General features: G+C 46.6%; 21 protein-coding genes. 1 reads left to right on the forward strand and 20 read right to left on the reverse strand.

Annotated features, from left to right (window positions below; all coding sequences use genetic code 11):
• Positions 1-9: 9 nt before the first annotated feature.
• The 7 genes from B9N86_RS20600 to lspA form a co-directional block, all read right to left on the reverse strand.
• Positions 10-921 (reverse strand): aspartate carbamoyltransferase catalytic subunit, encoded by a 912-nt coding sequence (locus B9N86_RS20600; protein ID WP_208915022.1) that lies wholly within the window; start codon positions 919-921, stop codon positions 10-12.
• 3 nt (positions 922-924) lie between these two features.
• Positions 925-1,479: a bifunctional pyr operon transcriptional regulator/uracil phosphoribosyltransferase PyrR gene (pyrR, locus tag B9N86_RS20605; protein ID WP_208915023.1), complete on the reverse strand. Its 555-nt coding sequence runs from the start codon at positions 1,477-1,479 to the stop codon at positions 925-927.
• Positions 1,480-1,771: 292 nt separating this feature from the next.
• Positions 1,772-3,025, reverse strand: a complete 1,254-nt coding sequence (locus B9N86_RS20610; protein WP_208915024.1) for an LL-diaminopimelate aminotransferase — start codon at positions 3,023-3,025, stop codon at positions 1,772-1,774.
• A gap of 405 nt (positions 3,026-3,430) precedes the next feature.
• Positions 3,431-5,464, reverse strand: coding sequence for a ribosomal protection-like ABC-F family protein (abc-f, locus tag B9N86_RS20615; protein WP_208915025.1), 2,034 nt, complete (start codon positions 5,462-5,464; stop codon positions 3,431-3,433).
• Between the two features lie 143 nt (positions 5,465-5,607).
• Positions 5,608-5,763, reverse strand: a complete 156-nt coding sequence (locus tag B9N86_RS20620) for a hypothetical protein (RefSeq protein ID WP_208915026.1) — start codon at positions 5,761-5,763, stop codon at positions 5,608-5,610.
• 106 nt (positions 5,764-5,869) lie between these two features.
• The gene (locus B9N86_RS20625) at positions 5,870-6,799 is read right to left on the reverse strand and encodes an RluA family pseudouridine synthase (protein ID WP_208920575.1); all 930 of its coding nucleotides are present in this window, start codon (positions 6,797-6,799) and stop codon (positions 5,870-5,872) included.
• Between the two features lie 44 nt (positions 6,800-6,843).
• On the reverse strand, positions 6,844-7,347 hold the full coding sequence (lspA, locus tag B9N86_RS20630; RefSeq protein WP_208915027.1) for a signal peptidase II: 504 nt from the start codon (positions 7,345-7,347) through the stop codon (positions 6,844-6,846).
• A 205-nt stretch (positions 7,348-7,552) separates the two neighbouring features.
• On the opposite strand from lspA, the gene B9N86_RS20635 reads away from it, so the two are divergent.
• Entirely contained in the window at positions 7,553-8,290 is a 738-nt protein-coding gene (locus tag B9N86_RS20635) for a TraR/DksA C4-type zinc finger protein (protein WP_208915028.1), read from the forward strand.
• Between the two features lie 63 nt (positions 8,291-8,353).
• Here the strand turns inward: B9N86_RS20635 and B9N86_RS20640 are convergent, their stop codons facing one another.
• The 13 genes from B9N86_RS20640 to ftsZ all read right to left on the reverse strand — a co-directional run bounded on the left by B9N86_RS20640 (position 8,354) and on the right by ftsZ (position 21,006).
• Positions 8,354-8,707: a DUF5665 domain-containing protein gene (locus tag B9N86_RS20640; protein WP_208915029.1), complete on the reverse strand. Its 354-nt coding sequence runs from the start codon at positions 8,705-8,707 to the stop codon at positions 8,354-8,356.
• A gap of 222 nt (positions 8,708-8,929) precedes the next feature.
• On the reverse strand, positions 8,930-12,016 hold the full coding sequence (gene ileS, locus B9N86_RS20645; RefSeq protein WP_208915030.1) for an isoleucine--tRNA ligase: 3,087 nt from the start codon (positions 12,014-12,016) through the stop codon (positions 8,930-8,932).
• Positions 12,017-12,446: 430 nt separating this feature from the next.
• A complete protein-coding gene (locus tag B9N86_RS20650) occupies positions 12,447-12,941 on the reverse strand; it encodes a DivIVA domain-containing protein (RefSeq protein WP_208915031.1) in 495 nt (164 codons plus the stop codon).
• A gap of 200 nt (positions 12,942-13,141) precedes the next feature.
• Complete coding sequence (locus B9N86_RS20655) at positions 13,142-13,924, reverse strand: YlmH family RNA-binding protein (RefSeq protein WP_208915032.1); 783 nt, start codon at positions 13,922-13,924, stop codon at positions 13,142-13,144.
• Positions 13,925-13,938: 14 nt separating this feature from the next.
• Positions 13,939-14,214 carry a YggT family protein gene (locus tag B9N86_RS20660; RefSeq protein WP_208915033.1) on the reverse strand — a complete coding sequence of 92 codons (276 nt, stop codon included), beginning with the start codon at positions 14,212-14,214 and terminating at the stop codon, positions 13,939-13,941.
• A gap of 7 nt (positions 14,215-14,221) precedes the next feature.
• Complete coding sequence (locus tag B9N86_RS20665) at positions 14,222-14,671, reverse strand: cell division protein SepF (protein ID WP_208915034.1); 450 nt, start codon at positions 14,669-14,671, stop codon at positions 14,222-14,224.
• Positions 14,672-14,673: 2 nt separating this feature from the next.
• Complete coding sequence (locus tag B9N86_RS20670) at positions 14,674-15,363, reverse strand: YggS family pyridoxal phosphate-dependent enzyme (protein WP_208915035.1); 690 nt, start codon at positions 15,361-15,363, stop codon at positions 14,674-14,676.
• 8 nt (positions 15,364-15,371) lie between these two features.
• Positions 15,372-16,220 carry a peptidoglycan editing factor PgeF gene (gene pgeF / locus B9N86_RS20675; RefSeq protein WP_208915036.1) on the reverse strand — a complete coding sequence of 283 codons (849 nt, stop codon included), beginning with the start codon at positions 16,218-16,220 and terminating at the stop codon, positions 15,372-15,374.
• An 86-nt stretch (positions 16,221-16,306) separates the two neighbouring features.
• The gene (locus B9N86_RS20680) at positions 16,307-16,630 is read right to left on the reverse strand and encodes a YlmC/YmxH family sporulation protein (protein WP_425298618.1); all 324 of its coding nucleotides are present in this window, start codon (positions 16,628-16,630) and stop codon (positions 16,307-16,309) included.
• Between the two features lie 152 nt (positions 16,631-16,782).
• Complete coding sequence (gene sigG / locus B9N86_RS20685; RefSeq protein ID WP_208915037.1) at positions 16,783-17,565, reverse strand: RNA polymerase sporulation sigma factor SigG; 783 nt, start codon at positions 17,563-17,565, stop codon at positions 16,783-16,785.
• Positions 17,566-17,642: 77 nt separating this feature from the next.
• On the reverse strand, positions 17,643-18,365 hold the full coding sequence (gene sigE, locus B9N86_RS20690) for an RNA polymerase sporulation sigma factor SigE (RefSeq protein ID WP_208915038.1): 723 nt from the start codon (positions 18,363-18,365) through the stop codon (positions 17,643-17,645).
• Positions 18,366-18,625: 260 nt separating this feature from the next.
• Entirely contained in the window at positions 18,626-19,609 is a 984-nt protein-coding gene (gene spoIIGA, locus B9N86_RS20695; RefSeq protein WP_208920578.1) for a sigma-E processing peptidase SpoIIGA, read from the reverse strand.
• A 263-nt stretch (positions 19,610-19,872) separates the two neighbouring features.
• Entirely contained in the window at positions 19,873-21,006 is a 1,134-nt protein-coding gene (gene ftsZ / locus B9N86_RS20700) for a cell division protein FtsZ (RefSeq protein WP_208915039.1), read from the reverse strand.
• Between the last annotated feature and the right edge of the window lie 37 nt (positions 21,007-21,043).

Raw genomic sequence — 21,043 nt, forward strand, 5'->3', positions numbered from 1 at the left:
TTTGTTGGTTTAACCCTTCATGGCCCGTTCCATGACTGCCATCCTAATTGGCACTCCGTGCGTCATCTGCTGGAAAATCACCGACCGCGGGCACTCTACAACTGCATCATCGATCTCCACATTTCGGTTTACTGGAGCCGGATGCATAATAATCGTATGCCCCGATAATCCAGCAGCCCGCTCTTCCGTCAAGCCGTATTGATCGCGGTACTCGGCGGTTGATTTGAACAGCCCTTGGTTGTGACGCTCAAGCTGTACCCGAAGCATCATGACCACATCCGCTTTAAGTGCCTCTTCCATGCTCACATAGGAAGCGTGTTCCTTAAGCGTAGATGATACCATCGAGTCCGGAGCGCACAACTGCACTTTCGCTCCGAGTTTATTCAGAGCCCAGACGTTCGATCGTGCAACCCGGCTGTGCCTAACATCTCCAATAATGGACACCGTCAGTCCCTTTATGTCGCCGAATGCCTTCTTCATCGTGTAAAGATCCAGCAGCGCTTGAGTCGGATGTTCGTTGTTGCCGTCCCCCGCATTAACCAGCGGTATGGATATAGACTGAGCCAGCTCCTGCAATACACCTACCGGTTTAAGCCGGATGACGCCCGCGTCTACCCCGAGTGATTCAAGAGTCCGTACCGTATCGTAGATGGATTCCCCTTTTTCCACGCTTGATACCCCCGCAGAAAAGTTCATCACTTCGGCTCCCAGACGTTTTTCGGCCATCTCGAAAGAAAAGCGGGTTCTTGTGCTGTTTTCAAAAAACATGTTCACTACAAATTTTTGGCTTAATGCAGGTACTACCTTTTCGCTCTGTGCCTCCCAGTAGGCGGCCCGGTTTAAGATCGATTGAATTTCTTCGCGGCTGAGATCTTTAAGTCCAAGCAGGCTTCGTTCTTTTACAGAAGTTGCGGTCAGCATATTTTATCGTTCCTCTCTCTGCGAGATGGTTACTTCGTCCTTGCCGTCGACTTCTGATAGTGCCACAATAATCTCTTCATGTTTGGAGGTTGGCACGTTCTTACCGATATAATCGGGCCGAATCGGTAGTTCCCGGTGTCCACGGTCTGCCAATACCGCCAGCTGTATCATCCGAGGTCGTCCGCAATCCATCAGTGCGTCCATCGCTGCCCGGATTGTGCGACCTGTAAAGAGTACGTCGTCGAACAGGATAACTTTTTTGTCGTGTATGTTAAGGTGTTCAGGGCTTAGCTTCGCTCCCTCTGAACGCTCTCCAGAAGCTGACTCCCGGTCGTCCCTGTAAGATGTTACGTCGATTTCTCCCCAGGTAATCGGTGTTCCTTCGATCTCGTTAATGCGCTCTGCGATCCGCTGCGCCAGATATACGCCTCTAGTCCGTATTCCGATAAGGACACAGTCCTCAATCCCTTTGTTCTTTTCCAATATTTCATGAGCGATTCTTGTCAGAGCCCGGCGAATTGCCGTTTCGTCCATAATCACATGCTGTTCATTGCTCATCGTAAAACCCTCCTTAAGTTATAGCCCTTACCATCAATCTCTGCTCTAAGACACAAAAAAACTCCTTGCCGCGCAGGCAAGGAGTTGATCTCATATACACAAAGAGATGCTATGAAAGCAGCAAAGTTCCATCCGCAGACGAAAATGTGCTTCCATGTCATGAACCTCGGTTCACGTTACCTTGCCAGTCTCACGGGACTGATTTAAAGGTGCTATTCGATTAATTGCAGTATGACAGACCTCACAATGGTTGTCAAGCAACGCAAATCATTTTAATCGTCAAATCTAAACACTAAAATTCAAATTCGACATCATTCAGACGGCTGCGTATTTCTCCAATAACCCGCTTCTCATACTCTTCACTGTCAGCGATGAACGTAACCGAGAAGCGTACAAAATGTCCCGCATCATCCCACGGCACTGTGGAAATGAGTTTTTCCCGGATCAAATACTGGGAGAACTCCTCACCTGACTCAAATCGGCGTCCTCCTTTAATCCCTTTCGGCGCTTCGACATACAGAAAGAAGGAGCCCTTCGGTTTCTCGGCTTTGAAGCCGATCTCGTTCAATACTCCAACCAGCATATCGTGGCGGCGGGAATATTTCCTCGCGATTTTCTCCGTTATTTCCGGATGATCAAGCCCCCAAACAGCTGCTTTCTGGATCGCAATAAACTGTCCGGAATCGTTATTGTCCTTCACATCTCCGAATGCTTTCACAACGAGTGGATTACCTGCAATAAAGCCGATACGCCATCCGGTCATGTTGTACGATTTGGAGAGCGAGTGGAGCTCGACGCCAACATCTTTTGCTCCCGGGACGGACAGGAAGCTCAGAGGCTTCAAGCCATCATAAGTAAGAGCGGCATAAGGCGCATCATGTATAACGACCACATTATATTGACGGGCCCACGCTATAACCTCTTCGAAAAATTCAACCGAAGCGCTTGCTCCTGTAGGATTGTTTGGGTAGTTCAAATACAGTAATTTCGCACGCTTAGCGATATCCTCGGGAATAGTGTTCATATCCGGAAGAAAGGCATTTTCCTTTTTCAATTCCACCGTGTATACTTCCCCGCCAAGGTATTTAGTATGGGTTCCGAGAACCGGATAACCCGGAACCGTCATGATGGTCACATCACCCGGATTGATGAAACAGGATGGCAGCATAGCAAGTGCGGGCTTGGAACCAATGGAATGCAGCACCTCTGTGTCAGCATCCAGTCCATCTACGTTAAATACCCGCTTCAGATATCTGACAGCAGCTTGTTTAAATTCCGGTATCCCGTTATCTGCATAACCGCGGTTCTCTGGCTTGGCTGCTTCTTCAGCAAGCTTGCTCACTATGCCGGCATCCGCCATCTCATCTGGCTCTCCAACGCCCATATCAATCAATTCCGTGTCCGGAAATTCCTTTTTAGCGGCGGCATTGGCTCTTTTAATTTTTTCAAATTTATAAATGGCGGTATCCTTGCCGTAATTGGCCCCGCCGATCCGATCTGCGAAGTTTTGCTGGATATACGTTTTCTGATATCGTTCAATACTCATGGTTTGTACTCATCTCCTACAATGGCATTCACTTATAGTGCTGTTCAAAAAGGTCGGTTTTCAGCACCGAAGCATATGCTTCCGATGTGCGTTTTTTCAAAACGCTTGAGTTGGATGAAGCTAGGGACTGAGGAGCGGAGCTGCACGTTTTCGTAGAAAACGTCTTCGGAATCATCAGCTGTTTTGGGTACGTGAGCACCTAAAATGTTTCCGGAGGAAACATACTTCGTAAGCATCCACTTAGGAACGGCTGAATTCAAGATTCGATGCCGAGCCCACTTCCTGATTCACTTCGTGATCAAAAGCGGACTTTTTGAACAACCTCTTATATTGATAAATATGCCGTAAAACCGCAAGATGAACCATGCATGATATAGCTAATGTTTTGTACTATTATGCTCCCTCCTAGGAAAGCTCCAGCCACTCTGATAGAAGCTCATCACGCCGCTGAGCAAGAGTTTCACGCTCCTTCCACCGTTGTTCCAGCTTAACCAGATGATCGGTCTCCTCTGCCTGTACTGACTCCACTTCCATCTTTGAATCGAGCTCATGAATTCTAGCTTCCAGCGTGGCAATATCTTGTTCGAGCTGCTGAATCTTGACCTCCGCATAGCGCTCACTATTCCTTGATTTCTTCTGCAATTCCATAGAAGTATTTAGATCGACGCGCTCTTTTTTGCTATGCGCTACCTTATCTCCAGATGAAGACATCGATGATGGCTCCACCCGGTGGGAGAACCCACTCAGCAGTCTGTCTGAATGATCCTGCTTAAGCGTTTCATGTGCATAGGCTTGCGTCCTTGTCAGTTGCTCAAGCTTTTTTTCACGGAAAGCATCATAGTTACCATGAAAAACGGTCAGCCGGCCATCCTGAAGTTCCCATATTCGCTGTGCCAATCGATTTACAAAATAGCGGTCATGAGAAATCGCAAGAACTGTCCCGGTATAATCAGATAGCGCCTCTTCCAGCGCTTCTCTGGAGGCAATGTCCAGATGATTCGTCGGCTCGTCAAGCAAGAGCAGGTTTGGCTTTTGATGCATCAGCAGTGCCAGTCGAAGTCGTGTCCACTCTCCACCAGACAGCTGTCCTACGGTTCGAAATACATCAGAACCATAGAATAAATACCGGGCCAGCATACCGCGTGCTTCCCCCTCTTCGACACTGGCAATCTTTTTGAAATAACCCAGTACGGTTTCTTTTCGATCGGATGGTTCCTCCTGCTGAGCCAAATAACCAACCTCAACTCTTGAGCCCCGTTCCATCTGTCCGGAATCAGGGTTCTCTTCTCCGAGCAGAATCTTAAACAACGTGGTCTTGCCGCTGCCATTTTGACCCATCAAAGCAATCTTGTCTCCATACTCCAGCAAGCCGTTTACATCTTTAAGTACGGATTGATTACCGTAGGATTTTTTTATCTGTTCAAAGACTGCAACTCTGCGGCCGGAACGATCCTGTGAATCAAGAGCAAATTCCGCCTGACGACGCTCCAGCACCGGACGCTTGATGCGCTCCATTCTCTCCAGTGCCCGGCGCATAGAAGCCGCACGCTTGAAAAATTTCTCGTTATCTCCGTTTCGCCCCCACTCTTCCAACTGCTTAATGGTCTCTTTCATCTTTTTGATTTTCTTCTGCTGCTCCTGATACGCGTTGAATTGCTGCAGTAGCCGCTCTTCCTTCTCCTTCATATAGACTGTATATCCACCAGCCGACGTAAAGGCTTCGCCATCTTCCAGTTCAATCGTTTTTGATATCACTCTGTCCAGAAAGTAACGGTCATGAGAAATAATTACACAAGTCCCCACATAATCCCGCAAATAAGATTCCAACCATTCGGTACGAGTCAAGTCGAGGTGGTTAGTCGGTTCATCCAACAGTAGCAGCTCCGGCTTTACGATCAGTTGGGAAGCCAATGCCACACGGGTTTGTTCCCCTCCAGACAATGATCCGAACCGAAGACCATACGCCGCTTTCGAAATACCCAGTCCTAGAGCAACCTGATCGATGTTCGCCTCCATCTCATATCCGCCTTCACTTTCAAAGCGCTCCTGAAGAGAAGCGTATCTCCTGAGAAGCCGTTCCAGCTCCTCGTCACTTTCGGCATAAACAGGATCAGCCATCATCTGCTCCAGCTCAGACATTTGACGGCGGCACTCGTTCAGCTCTTCCAGACCCTGTGTTAAAACATCGAATATGGTACAATGCTCTTCAACCGTCGGAATTTGAGCTAAATAGCCGATTCTCGTATGTTTTTTAATCATAAGCTGGCCTTCATCCGGCGCTAGCTGCCCGGCAAGCAGGCACATCAGCGTTGTTTTCCCACTTCCGTTACAGCCAATCAATCCTACTTTATCTCCTTCATTAATTTCAAAATGAATATGGTCAAGCACGAGATTCGCGCCGTAATATTGGGTTAATTCCTTAGCATTAATTAAATTCATAATAAGGTTCCTCCTCGTTTCTTTCCGTAAGTTTCCTTAAGAAAGATTTGGTTTTTGTGGAGAAGACCTTACTGCAGCACAAAAAAGGCCGCAGAGCAAGCTCCGCGGCCTTTTTCAGCAAACGATAAGCCCATTCTAAGGGCTTAATCCGTGTAGGCAGGCAGGTGACTTCTCGCGATGGTACAATCCGTATCGTTAAAATTGGACAGACTTCTCCCGTTGAAAGAAAAAGTATGAACAATGCCAGCCATTGCAAGCGGCAGCCGGCTAATACAGTTGTTGACCATCTCGATATTCATCCTACCTCACCTCCTCTTTTCAATAATTATTATGAATATAACACAAATGTCACTTTAGATGCAATAAGCTGGAATATGCTCTGCGAAAAATACAAGAAAAAAACTGCTAGCGGCTGCGAAGCAACGCTAACAGTTCCTCTATTTCATCCGGCATAGGTGCCGTAAATTCCATGTATTCGTTCGTAGTAGGATGAACAAATCCCAGAACAGCCGCATGAAGCGCCTGGCCGTTCATCTTTAATCCTTTACTTTTGCCATACACGGGATCTCCAACCAATGGATGTCCGATGTATTTCATATGCACACGGATCTGATGCGTCCGGCCTGTCTCCAGCTTTAGCTCCAGCAGATTGTAGTCCCCGAAACGCTCCAGAACTGTAAAATGTGTAACCGCATGTTTACTGTTTCGGTCGGTCACGATGTAGAGCTTGCGATCATGAGGATCTCTTCCGAGAGGTGCGTCAACCGTCCCCTGATCATGGCTTATATTGCCGTGTACAAGCGCATAATAACGCCGTGTAACACTGTGTTCCTTCAATTGCGCCGCAAGTGACGTATGTGCCTTATCATTCTTTGCAGCCATGATCAGTCCCGACGTATCCTTATCAATCCGATGGACGATACCAGGGCGAAGCTCACCGTTAATACCTGATAAATCTTTGCAATGATACATTAATGCATTGACAAGTGTCCCGGACGGGTGGCCCGGAGCTGGATGTACAACCATCCCTCTTGGCTTGTTTACAACGATCACATCACTATCTTCATAGGCGATATCGAGAGGAATATTCTCCGGTACGATTTCAACCGCTGCCGGCTCCGGGATCAAGAGTGAAATACGGTCTCCGGCACCCAGTTTATAATTCGATTTCACCTGGCTGTCATTAACCTTTACATGTCCTTCCGTAATCCACAACTGAACCTGTGATCGAGACGCATCTTCACCCAGCGCCTCCGCTATGTATTTATCGATTCTTGCTTTTGCATTTTCGGAGTCTACAATCCATACATGCTCATTCATTTCATGTATGCCCATATCGTGCTGCTGTTCATTCTCAAGTCTTCTGCCATCTTGCAAGATTATTCATTCCCTTCCTTACCGGAACTCTGTTGACTGGAAATAGCTTGTTGCTCCCGCTTCCCATCCAGTATGGTGTCCAAAATGATCAATCCCACACCAATGACAATACATGAATCAGCAATATTAAAGATCGGGAAAGTGTAGGTGCCAAAAGTGAATTGAAGGAAGTCAACAACTTCTCCCATTACAAGGCGGTCTATAAAATTCCCGAGCGCCCCGCCCAATACAAGCGCGAGTGCCGTCGGCAGCAACTTGCGGCCTTCAGATTTCACTTTTTTCATATACCAGATAATACCGACCACGACCACAACCGTTACAACAATGAAGAACCAAATTTGATCCTGCAAAATGCCAAACGCTGCACCTCTGTTACGACTTGACGTGATCACAAAAAAATCACCAATCACTGGAATCTGTTCATACAATTCGAGCCGGGTTGCGATCAAATATTTAATTCCCTGATCGACGAGGAATACAATTAGCGCGATTAAATAATAGCCCACAGTAACTTGTCACTCCGATCTTGTCTTGTGCGAAAGAGCCACCCCATTATCTGAGATGGAGCTCGTCTTATTGTAGCACAGCGGCTTTGACAACGTCCATTCCCGACCAATACGGTGAACATTTTCCGTCTCTAAAAAAGACCATCTACGAGCATTCTATATATAGGAACCAAGCGGTCTGAAAAAGACCTGAAGGGAGATGCATATGTCACATTTAACGGAAGCGGAGCTGAAACAACTTCACCGACAGCTGCTTGACCGCAAAGCCGAACTGGAACGTCTGAACGAAAACAAAAACCACGGCCTGAGTATATCTGAACGCGATACAACCGGTGAACTGTCACATATCGATAATCATCCTGGCGACTTGGCGACAGAGCTGTATGACCGAGAAAAGGATGTCGCACTTCAAGATCGAGCCGAACTCGAATTACAGCGAGTTCTTCACTCTCTGGACACCATGAAGGATGGTCAATATGGGACATGTGTCGTCTGCGGTAAGCCTATTCCTTTTGAACGGCTGCAGGCGATCCCCGATACCATGTACTGTTTGGAGGATACACCGCGTAAAGTTCTATCCCACAATCGCCCAATAGAAGAGGAGTTCCTGTCACCGCCTTTTGGACGCTCAAGTTTGGATGAACATGAATATTCCGGCTTTGACGGTGAGGATACGCTGCAAATTCTTGAAAACATGGGAAGCTCCAACTCCCCAGCCATGGCTGAGAACCCCAACATATCGAGCTACAACGAGATGGATTTTGAGAATAATGATGACCAAGGCGGCTTTGTAGAAATATACGAGAACTTTGTTGCTACAAATATCGATAACACGGAGGTATTCATTGTTCGCGGTGACCAATATTACGATTACTTGAACAAGGGTGAAGGAAGCTATTTATTGGATCCTCATGCTGATCCTGAAGATGATCCAATGGACTAATTCAAGAGAAAATTATTGCGGAATCGGCTTAAGTCCGATTCCGCTTTATTTTATATAGAGTAGCTACGATAGCTCCAGCTGGCGCTGAACGATACGGACAATATCGGCGATGTAATCTCCGATGATGGGAAGATTCAGTGCCCCTAGTGCTTGAAGCAAATAAATGATGGTTGCCGCAAAAAAAGTAAACCCTATTGCGATACCAACCCCTCTAGCGGTTCCTGCCAGCAGGTTTACTCCGATCACCTTCCAGGGCTTATACAAAAGTTGGGTGTATTCCATTATACGGGATTTTTCCATCTGCTGAGCTATTTTCTCGGTCAGGAGATAAATCTTGCTAATCTGATCTTTTTCAATGTCTGTACTTAAGGATTCGTTACGATCCTTTGAATGATGTTCGTTGATCTGATCCCCCATGGGTATTCGACTCCTTTATAACCATGAATATGTTCAAAAATGTACTCCTAGCTGCAGTTACGTGACTTACGATTATTTAAGGCCATATTTATGGTATTATGCTTCATAACTTCCTCTGCCATTCTGCTGCAAGATAAGAAAAAAGCCACTAGCCCCGGGATTTAACCCGAAGCCAATGGCTTAATAGATCCAACTATATAATCGTTACTTTGTTAGCGAATACTAAACGATGTGAATACCGATCGTTTTACCACCGATTTCCACTATTTCCATACCTTCTTTTTGGCCAAAATGTACATCTGTAACCAGTACATTCTCACGAAGAACATGATCAAATGCAGTGATGGAAGCTTGAAGCTCTTCATCGGCATCCAGTGTAAGAATGACCCGTTTCTCAATCGGCAGATCCAGCTTCTTGCGTGTATCCTGTACAGCACGAACCACTTCGCGGACCCAACCTTCCTGTTCCAGCTCAGGGGTAATGTCGGTATTGAGCGCAACAGTGAGACCATAACCGGAGGCAGAAGCAAAACCTTCCTTCGCCTGCTTTTCGACAAGGAGTTCCTCAGCTGTAATCTGAAGCTGCTCTCCTTCCGGTGAAGTGACGTTCACGCCGCCACTCTGAACTACGCTGCGGGTTTCCTCACTCGACATTCCTTTCAGGAAGCCCTGCAGGAAGCCGACGTTTTTACCATACTTTTTGCCTGCTACCTTCAGATTCAGCTTCAAGGTGAAATCTACAAAACCACTATCACTGGTCTCTACTTCAATACGCTTTACGTTAATTTCGTCTTTGATGATATCTTCATAATCAACTAGATCAAAATCACGGTCCATCGAAACGATCAACTCAGACAACGGCTGGCGTGTCTTAATTGCTGTTTCGTTACGGACGTTACGTGCCAGCTCAACGATCTGGCGAGCGGTTTCCATGTTTTGCTCAAGTGTCTTGTCGATCATAGACTCATCCGCTTGCGGGAAGTCTGCCAGATGCACGCTTTCTCCTCCACCAAGGTTCACAAAAATGTCCTCGGACAACATCGGTGTAAATGGCGCCATCAGCTTCGATAATGTCAGAAGTACATGAGTCAGCGTACCGTAAGCTGCCAGTTTATCTTCTCCAAGGCCACTGCCCCAGAAACGGTCACGCGACCGACGGATGTACCAGTTGCTCAGTTCATCAACATAGGATTCAATCGCTTTAGCTGTATTCAAAAAGTCGTTAACGGCAAGTCCTTTGTCAACCACTTGGATGAGGCTGTTCAAGCGAGACAGAATCCAGCGGTCCAGCTTATTGTCGGATGCCTTGAACTCATGCTCGGCTGGATCGTATCCGTCAATACCTGCATATAGAGTCAGGAATGCGTGAGTGTTAACCAACGTATCAACAACTTTGGATTTTGCCTCGCCTACGATGCCTTTGGAGAAACGTTTGCTGTTCCAAGGCGCGCTGTCCGCGAGAAGAGCCCAGCGGAATGCATCGGTTCCGTATTCGTTAATGATATCCCAAGGGTCGATGGTATTTCCTTTGGACTTGGACATCTTCTGTCCGTTTTCATCCAAAATATGACCTGTTGCCATGACTGCTTTATACGGCGCTTTACCCGTGAAGAGTGTGGATACTGCCAAGAGGCTGTAGAACCAGCCGCGTGTCTGGTCGATCCCTTCACAGATCATGTCTGCCGGGAATTGCTGCTCGAAATCAATGTCTTTGTTAAACGGATAGTGATACTGCGCAAATGGCATAGAGCCTGAATCAAACCAGACATCAATAACCTCTGAGGTGCGTTCCATGACGCCTTCACAGTGAGGACATTTCACTTTCACTTCGTCCACGTACGGTTTGTGAAGTTCCAGATCCTCCGATACATCGCCGATGGCGTGCTTGCGGAGCTCGTCTAGGCTATGCGGTGCGAACTGGTGATTGCCTGATTCGCAGACCCATACGTTTAGCGGTGTTCCCCAATACCGGTTACGGCTGATGTTCCAGTCAACCAGATCCTCCAAGAATTTCCCGAATCGGCCGTCGCGTATATGACCTGGATACCAAGTTACGGAGTTGTTGTTCGCAATCAGTTGGTCCTTAACCGCTGTTGTCTCGATGAACCAGCTCTCCATCGCATAATAGAGGAGCGGAGATTTACAACGCCAGCAGAATGGATAGCTGTGCTCGTATTTCTCCTTGCTGTACAGCAGTCCTTTTTCCGAAAGTGCCTTCACGATGTCCAGATCACATTCTTTAACGAAACGGCCCGCAAAATCCGTCACTTCATCAGTATAACGGCCTTGAGCATTTACAACACTGACAAAGCTGATGCCATTCTCACGGCATACACGGTAGTCATCTTCACCGTGGGCAGGAGCCATGTGAACGATACCCGTACCGCTTGCATCCGTTACGAAGGAAGCACCAACGATGATATTTCCTTTTTCCGGTTTAACAAAATTGAATGGAGGAGTATAACTCTTCCCTACCAGCTCCGCCCCCTTCAATGTGGACAGAACGGTGTGATCACCTTTCATCACGTCTTCAACTAGATTGCTGGCCACGATGTATACGCCATCTTCCTGCTGAACGCGGGCATAATCCATATCCGGATTCACAGCAAGTGCTACGTGAGCCGGAAGCGTCCAAGGTGTTGTCGTCCAAGCCAGTACGTATTCGCCGCTGTCATGCAGCTTGAATTTTGCTGTAGCACTCAGATCTTTAACATCCTCGTATCCCTGGGCTACTTCATGGGAGCTAAGTGTAGTCTGGCAGTCTGGGCAGTAAGGGCTAACCCGGTGTCCACGATACAGCAGCCCTTTGTCATGGATTGTCGCCAAAATGTTCCATACGCTCTCAATGTAATTGTTCTGAAGTGTAATGTATGGATCATCCAGATCGGTCCAGTAGCCAATGGCTTCGGTCAGCTCGCGCCATTTGTGTTCATATTCGAACACGCTAGCTTTACATTTTTTGATAAATGCTTCAACGCCGTAATTTTCGATTTCCTGTTTACCGGAGATTCCAAGCTGCTTCTCTACACCGAGTTCAACCGGAAGACCGTGGGTGTCCCAGCCGGCTTTACGCACTACTTTATAGCCCTTCATCGTTTGATAACGGCCGACAAAGTCCTTAATTACACGACCCAGCACGTGTCCGATATGCGGAGCTCCGTTTGCCGTAGGAGGACCCTCGTAAAAAACATAGTTCGGCTTGCCTTCCCGGTTCTCGATCGTTTTTTTGAATATGTCTTCGTCGTTCCATTTTTTCAAAATACGTAGCTCTCTCGCCCGTGCTTTTTCTTTAACATCTACTTTGTTCATGATGATCTTCCTTTCTTAAATTCTATCTCACGGCTTTCAGATTATTTTGGGTAAATACCCAAATAAAAAAGGCCCTCATCCCCAAAGGGACGAGAACCTGGCTCGCGTGACCACCCTAATTTCGTTCAGCGCAAATTCCTGTTGGAATAGCATTGTAACGACACCTCAAGTCCATGTCTTCACCAAGACACGGAGCCGATATAACGTTCGGCTGACGGTTCTGCTTACACACGCATCAAGCGCTTCAGCTTCACTTCTCCGGGAGGATCTTCCGCAAGGTCTGGACATTGGCTTTCAGCAAACGCCAACTCTCTGGTGAACAGTTCCAAAGCGTACTTATCCCATCTACGAATACATATGAAATCATAATATGTTATTAGTTATAGACTCTTTCCGGAGAAAAGTCAATATGGCATCTGCCTGGCATACCTTAGTAAATCTCTTTAGGCTCCAGACTAGGCTCACGGCTCTCCAGCGAGTCCCATCCGTCATGCTTTAGGAGCTCCAGCTGAGCTTCAACCAGCGAGCGGAAGCGTGTCCGGTAAATGGAAGCCTGTTTCTTGAGCTCTTCAACCTCTAATGAAACTTTACGTGACTTGCTTAAAGCTTCGTTAATGATACGGTCCGCATTCTTTTCCGATTCCATAACGATCAGTTGGGCTTCCTTCTTGGCGTTCGTCTTCAACTCATCAGCAGCTTCCTGAGCCACGATAATTGTCTTGGATAGTGTTTCCTCAATGTTGACGAAATGATCCAATCTCTCCTGAAGAGACATTAAATCGTTACGTAATTCTTTGTTTTCACGGATTACACTCTCATAATCTTTAATGACCTGATCCAAAAACTCATTAACCTCGTCCTCGTCGTAACCACGGATGCGTCTGGCAAATTCCTTATTATGTATGTCCAGCGGTGTTAATGGCATGATGCGCACCTCCTAAGAATATGGCTTCGCATGACAGTTTCATCCGCTGTCCGAAGCCGAACCACCCGTTTTTGAACACAAGCGGTCAACAGATGTATCGGCATAATCTCCGTAATTTTTTACTGCCATAATATTGAAAAACCTTACAATTTTACATTTTAGAAACTTTCGACAAAAAAACGGCAAATCCTTCAAACGGCTCAAGTAAATTTGCCGACCTTGACGCGGTATCGCCCTTTTTTTGTCAGACCTCCGGTTTCCAGCACCTTAAATCGACCAAAACCCTGCATGGAAACCATATCGCCATCCTTAAGCATGGTCGATGGATCCTCCACGACCTTCCAATTCACACGACAGCGCCCAGCTTTGATCGGGATAACCATTTTAGTCCGGCTTATGCGGTGCACATCACTCGCTATCCCGTCCAGACGAAGCGAAGCGACTGTCAGTTCCATGGTCTCCAACTTTATTTCCTTAACTTTCAGCTTGTCCATAGGCAGGAGCTCCGTCATAACATGCACGCGGTGAACCTGGCTTAAATTCATATGCAGATAAGTTCCTATATCGTCCGTAACGACGACATGACAACCATCCTCAAGCACATAAATATCCCCAATTTTAGAACGTTTAATACCCAGTCCCAAAACTGAACCCATGTAATCTCCGTGCTCCAGTGAAAGAAACTTCTGATCTCCTGAAGTAATACCGAGCACATTAAGCCCCATATCTTCATGGGTGAGATCCCTATAGTCCGGAGCAACGAGAGCACGTACACGTTCCGCGTCGGGATGACCGCCACTGTAAACAGCATGTACGTCTGGATGACGGTTTACCAGACTTTCCAGAATGAATCTCTGCCGGGGATCCAGAAAATCCGTCAGCTTGGTTTCATGGTACTCGCCTGCGTTCACGACCCATTCCCATGCTCTGTCCACAAATTCCCGCTCATCCCGGTGAAAATGTTCGTAAATATCCGGATGCATCTCTTATGTCCTTTCTATCTCAGAAGGAAGAATTCTAGAATAGCGTATACGCCTCTTTGCGCCAATTGTAACACAAATAACGCAATGATCGGAGAAATGTCAATCATGCCCATGATCGGCGGAATAAACCGACGGAAAGGTGCTAGATAAGGCTCAACAAACTTACCAAGCAATTCCCCGATAAAGCTCTCTCGGACGTTCGGGAGCCAGGACATTAATACATACACAAGAATCATGTAAAAATAAATTTGAAACAAAACCCCTACGATTAGAAAAATATTTTCGGTCAAAGCCGAATCACCTCATTCTGTTGTTGTAATCTTGATCGTCAGCTAAAATCTCGGAGATAGAACCTTGAATCTCGACAGTATCCGGCGTGCAGAGAAAAATATTACCGCCCACCTTCGAAATGCCGCCTCCCAGCGCATAAACAGTTCCGCTAAGAAAATCTATAATACGCAGCGCCTGATCATTGCGGACGCGCTGCAGATTAACTACAACCGTGCGGAAGGAGCGCAGGTGATCAGCAATTTCCTGAGCTTCATCGTACGAACGAGGCTCTAACAACACAACCTTAACGTTTTTCTGTGAATGTATACTTACGACATTGCCGCTTTTTACACTTTTACGTTGCTCAAACGGTGTCGTCTCCACCGGCTCTTCCTGCGCGGCCAGCACTTCCCGTTCCACAACCTCTTCTTCCTCTTGCAAGCCTAGGAAATTCATAAACCGGTTCATCACGCCCATCGTCAATCCTCCTCTTTTCCCACTAATATTGAGCCCAGACGCACCCAGGTCGCCCCTTCTTCTATAGCCACTTCAAAATCATTGGACATTCCCATGGACAATTCGGTTATCGGCTCCGGTGTGAGCGCCTGATTATTCAGCTCATCTCTTAGTTGTCTTAATCCGCGGAATACAGGACGTGTATCCTCAGCAGATGATTCAAAAGGAGCCATAGTCATAAGCCCGATCACATTGACATGCTTTAAACGATTAATCTCCTGGAGAAAAGGAACTGCCTGTTCAGGCTGAAGACCGTGTTTTGTAGATTCACCTGAAATGTTAAGCTGCATAAATGCAGATACCTGCACATTCAGTGCTGCTGCTTTCTTCTCCAGTTCTTTCGCAAGAGACAGTCGATCCAGTGAATGAATATATTGAAATCTGCCGATCACATCTTTCACCTTGTTACTTTGGAGATGGCCGATAAAATGCCAAATCCCCCGTTCTCCAAGAGCACGCCATTTCTCCTCGGCAGTCTGCCAACGGTTCTCTCCGATATGACGGATTCCCTGATCCAATACGGCTGCGGTTTTATCAACCGAAACATATTTCGTTACTGCAATCACGTTGACCTCATTCCGGTTCCTTCCGCTTCTGCGGCAAGCCTCCGATACCTGCTGTTCCACTTGATCTATGCGCTCTATCAAACTCAAGGGAAGACTCACCTCTTTCTCATTCCGATCCAGCTCGCCATACGCCCTGTCGTTCCCCCGTCTTTCCGGTATGAAAAGAACAAATCCTTACGACAGCTTGTACACCATGATGTACATTCGATATGATCCGTCAATATTCCTGCTTTTATCATAATGTGTCTGTTTAATTCTTTCAAGTTCAGCATGAATTTTCCGTTTCCCTTGTCGGTATAAAAAAGGCCTGAGCCATCGTTATTACCCGGTGCCGACAACCCTAAATCGCTCACCTTGGACATGACCTTATCGTCCACTTCATAACAACATTGACCAATGGACGGGCCTATAGCTGTCCTAATGTCTCCGGCACAGCTGCCGAACTCATCTGACATTCTTTCGACCATACGGCTTGCGATTTCTAGGACGGTTCCTTTCCAGCCCGCATGTGCCAATCCTACTGCATGATGGACCGGATCCCAGAAATACAACGGGACGCAATCTGCATAGAAGGAGGTCAGCAGTACTCCGGGTATGTTCGTCAGCAATCCGTCTGTATCTTGAATAGCGGATTGCCGGGTCAAACTTCCTCTTCCCCGTTCCTCCAGACCGATCACTGCCACCCTACTACTATGCACCTGCTCACCGCACGTCCAGTCCTCAAGTGAGAAGCCAAGTGTCTCAGCGGTCCGCTTCCGGTTCACTATTACATCCTCCGGATCATCTCCCACATGAAGAGCTAAGTTGAGACTATCGTAAGGAGCAGTACCTTCTCCTCCACCACGTCCACTGAAACCGGCCGTAAGGCCGGTTCTTTCCTCATTCCACGCTTTAAGCACAAACAGGTCCGGCCCCTGCCCCTCCTGCTTCATAAACGGTTCCATGTTATTCACCTCTACACCAGTGTAACAGAAAAGCGTCTATCGATACATTTTCTGAAGCCGGAAAGAGTCACGGTTAATCGATAATCCTAATATGTTCTTCGATCCACCCGATCCGGGCGTTCCAAATAACCGGCAGGCTCCTGCTCTTCAGGCACTCTTCTGACTTCCTCCATCTTCACCAGAACGACATCCGATCCGATTTTAACAATATTCCGCCATGGGATGACTAGGTCGCTCCCGCCACCAAACAGACCCATAAATTTCCCGTAACTCGGTACTACGATAGCTTCAATCCGTCCTTGCCTTAAATCAAGCTCCAGATCGCTCACCTGTCCGAGTCTTTTGCCATCAATAATATTAATGACATCCTTGGTTTGAAAGTCGGAAATTTTCATCATTTTCCCCACCATCTGATTATCTGGTATCACAGTCATCACACCTTAGATGTGTATTATATTTCAATATATGTTCGAGCTCGGCAAAATAACTTCTTTTTTGAGACAAAAGAAAAAACGATCCCCGTAGAAGGGACCGTATTGGTGTTCAGGTTACATGTTCGAACCTACGTTTTGACATGCTTTTGCATTTGCTTAATGGCTGACTTTTCAAGACGGGACACCTGAGCCTGCGAAATACCGATCTCATCGGCAACTTCCATCTGGGTTTTTCCTTCGTAAAAACGCATGGACAAAATCATTTTTTCACGCTGCCCCAGCTTATGCATCGCTTCGCGCAGTGCAATCTCTTCAATCCATGATACATCCTTGTTCTTATCATCGCTAATTTGATCCATAACATAAATCGGGTCCCCACCGTCATTGTAGATCGGTTCAAACAGAGAAACCGGGTCCTGAATTGCATCAAGTGCAAAAACAACATCTTCCTTGGGCACATTCAGCGCTTCGGAAATTTCAAATATCGTCGGTTCACGGGAATTCAAATTTGTTAACTGATCCCTGATTTGCAATGCTTTGTACGCAATATCCCGCAGGGATCTGGATACACGAATCGGGTTGTTGTCCCTTAAATAGCGGCGGATTTCTCCGATAATCATCGGTACGGCGTAGGTGGAAAACTTAACGTTTTGCGAAAGATCGAAATTATCGATAGCTTTCATGAGGCCAATACATCCAACCTGGAACAGATCATCAACAAATTCACCACGGTTGTTAAAACGCTGAATGACACTTAGCACCAGTCTGAGGTTGCCATTCACCAATTTCTCTCTAGCCGAACGTTCGTTGTTCTGCTGCAGGGAATGAAAAAGCTCCCTCATTTCCACGTTTGTCAGAACTGGCAGTTTCGCTGTATCCACACCACAAATCTCAACTTTGTTTCGGGTCATGATGACTAACCTCCCAAGGAGAAACATTACTGTACATTATCTCCGAGGGGCTTTATTTTATTCCTGAAGTTTTCCAGCTAAACCATCTTGTTGAATTCTTTGCGCAGCCGTTTTATAATTCGCTTTTCCAATCGGGAAATGTAGGATTGCGAGATGCCAAGCAGGTCTGCCACATCTTTTTGCGTCTTTTCTTCGCCATCCTGAAGGCCGAAACGAAGCTCCATAATCATTCGTTCCCGGTCACTCAACTTATCCAGCGCTTTTTGCAAAAGTTTACGGTCCACCTGCTCCTCAATATTGCGGCCAATGGTATCATTTTCCGTTCCCAGAACGTCAGAAAGGAGCAATTCATTACCGTCCCAGTCAATATTAAGCGGTTCATCAAAAGATACCTCACTGCGGGTCTTGCTGTTACGTCGCAGATACATAAGGATCTCATTCTCAATACAGCGGGAAGCATAAGTAGCAAGCTTAATTTTTTTCTCTGGATCAAACGTATTCACCGCTTTAATCAAACCAATTGCCCCAATGGAGACCAGGTCTTCGATGTTAATTCCCGTGTTCTCAAATTTTCGGGCGATGTAAACAACAAGGCGCAGATTTCGTTCAATCAGCATAGCTCGTATGGCCGCATCTCCTGAAGGAAGCTTTTGCAGTAAATACTCCTCTTCTTCCCTCGTTAGCGGAGGTGGAAGCGCCTCGCTGCCACCGATATAATAGATTTCCTGACTTTTTAACCCCAGAAAAAACAGAACACGATAATACTGCAGCTGAAGCGCCAATTTCCATTTAACAGGCATCTTTTTTCCTCCTAAAAGTTTTCCGTAGGGAAACTTACTTCGTAAGCATTAGCTTAGTTTTCCAAAGGAAAACTTACTTCGTAAGCATTATCTTAGTTTCCAGTAGGGAAACTAACTTCGTAAAACATTCACTTAGTTTTCCAAAGGAAAACTCCCATCGTTAGCATAGAATTCATTTCTAATGGTCTATCAAAAAACATACGGCTTTCGCTATGAAATTCAAATCCACAAATCCTTTCATAGTTACAGAGGATCATCCGTTAACCAGCAGCACTTGTTTCACCAGTGTCGTCAGGCACTTCATTCGTTGATCCCATTAACCTTCCTTCCCCCTCAGTCAGAGCAGGATGAATAATGGCTCGGTATGCGCCTTCGCCTGAGAGTGTGCCGCCGTCAAATCCGATAAGTACCTTTGCTGTGACATATTCCTTTCCTCCAAGCTCAATCTGTACCAAGTCCGGCTTTATTGCCAACATGAATGCTGCTCCTCTGTTCACGCCACGGTACGGCACGAGCCGTAACCTGTCCTGCCACACGAAATCAGTACTCCCCATTTCCATTATAAGTTTGTCCGGTTCCCCCTCAGCGAGCTTTTTGCACCAGGCCGGAGGAAGATACGATTCCCATAATGAAGCTTCCATTACCATAACGGGCGTACGCGTCAAGGGATCGCTCAGCTGATTACCCGTATCAAGCAATCCCGTACACATGATCTTCTTTTCTCCGATACATACAGTGACTTGACCCAATAGACTTTCCCGATTTTCCACTTGACGCCGGTTAGTCTGAACCGCTTTGACAATCATGATCACTACAAAAAAAGCAATACAAGTAAACCAAAAACCTACCTTCAATTCGAACGTCAGACCACCCGAAGCCGTAAACCAGATTCCACTGAATAATTCTCCCGAATTTTGTAGCAAATAATGAAAACCGATAATGCCCCCAGCTGCTGCAAAGTTCACCATATAGAAAGCCGTAAGGTTACGTATGTAGCTTTGCAAGCTGACAAATCCGAAGGCAATCCACAGCATAATTAAAGAGAGCCCGAACTTGATCAAAAAAGTAAACAAAAACGTCAGTTCCGGCACAAACATCATCACAACATACATTGCGCCTGCCGCAGCTGATAAAGAAAGCCTCCACCATCGCGGCTTCAATCTTCGCATCCATGCGGTTAGAGCCAGTAATATGCCATCGATGAGCAGGTTTGCTAGAAAGATCAAATCGATATAAACAACCAGGGTATTCACCTGCCTAGCCAGGAATCTTCCCGGGTTATTATTTTTATGGGCTGTGGGAGATGTTTTTAGTATAAGAAGATTAGAAATCAAAGTCTGTCTAAACCTGTGGGTTGTCCACCGACTATTTTTGTCGATGCGAGGCAGTTTATAGAGGACATTTATGAAATAAATAGTACAAATACCTTTTAAGAGGGTACAAATAATGCATTCTAAAAATAAAAAGCCCGCTTTCTCCTAAGAGAGAAGCAGGCTTTGTGTTAACATCAGTCGTTGTTGCGGGAACGATTGCGAAGGAATGTCGGAATATCCAACTGATCATTGCCACCCTGATTTCCAAAAGGTCTCAGGTTCACATTGCTCTTATCAGCTTGCTGTGATTGTCCTTGACCTTCATTTTGCGAAACAGGTCGGCGTCCAGGCTGCGGTGGCGTTTGCTGTACTGGCTTGCTTTCGAAGCCCGTTGCAATAACCGTAACCTTGATCTCTTCCTTCATATTCTCTTCGATAATCGCACCGAAGATCATATTTACTTCCGGGTCAGATGCAGAAGTTACAATTTCCGCAGCTTCATTTACTTCATAAAGGGACAAATTCGCCCCGCCTGTAATATTCATAATAACCCCACGAGCACCCTCTATCGAAGTTTCGAGGAGAGGACTCATGATCGCTTTGCGGGCAGCTTCTGCCGCACGGCTTTCACCGGTAGCCATACCAATACCCATTAGGGCCGAACCGCGCTCGGTCATAATGGTCTTAACATCGGCAAAGTCAAGGTTGATTAGGCCTGGTACCGCGATCAGATCAGAGATACCCTGAACCGCTTGCCGAAGAACATTGTCCGCTTCACGGAAAGCTTCAAGCATCGGAGTCTTTTTGTCCACAATCTCAAGCAGTCGATCATTTGGAATAACAATAAGAGTGTCTACCTTCTCTTTAAGTGCTTCAATACCAAGCTCTGCATGAGAAGAGCGCTTACGGCCTTCAAAGGTAAACGGGCGGGTTACGACACCCACGGTCAGAGCACCGCATTCTTTCGCGATTTCTGCGATTACCGGAGCTGCTCCCGTACCAGTTCCGCCACCCATGCCGGCAGTAACGAATACCATGTCTGCACCTTTTAGCGTATTCATAATCAGATCACGGGATTCCTCGGCTGCTTTCTTACCTACCTCAGGATTCGCACCGGCACCAAGTCCGCGAGTCAGCTTGTCCCCGATCTGCAGTTTATGCTCAGATTTCGCAAGATGAAGCGCTTGAGCATCCGTATTCACTGTTATAAATTCGACGCCTTGGACGCCGTTCTCAATCATGCGGTTTACTGCATTACTACCACCACCGCCTACCCCGATTACTTTAATCTGGGCCAAGCTCTCCATTTCAAAATCAAATTCCAACATCTAATCCATCTCCCCCTCAATGTGCGTGGATGGCACG

The organism is Paenibacillus uliginis N3/975, assembly GCF_900177425.1.
Lineage (GTDB): Bacteria > Bacillota > Bacilli > Paenibacillales > Paenibacillaceae > Paenibacillus_AQ > Paenibacillus_AQ uliginis.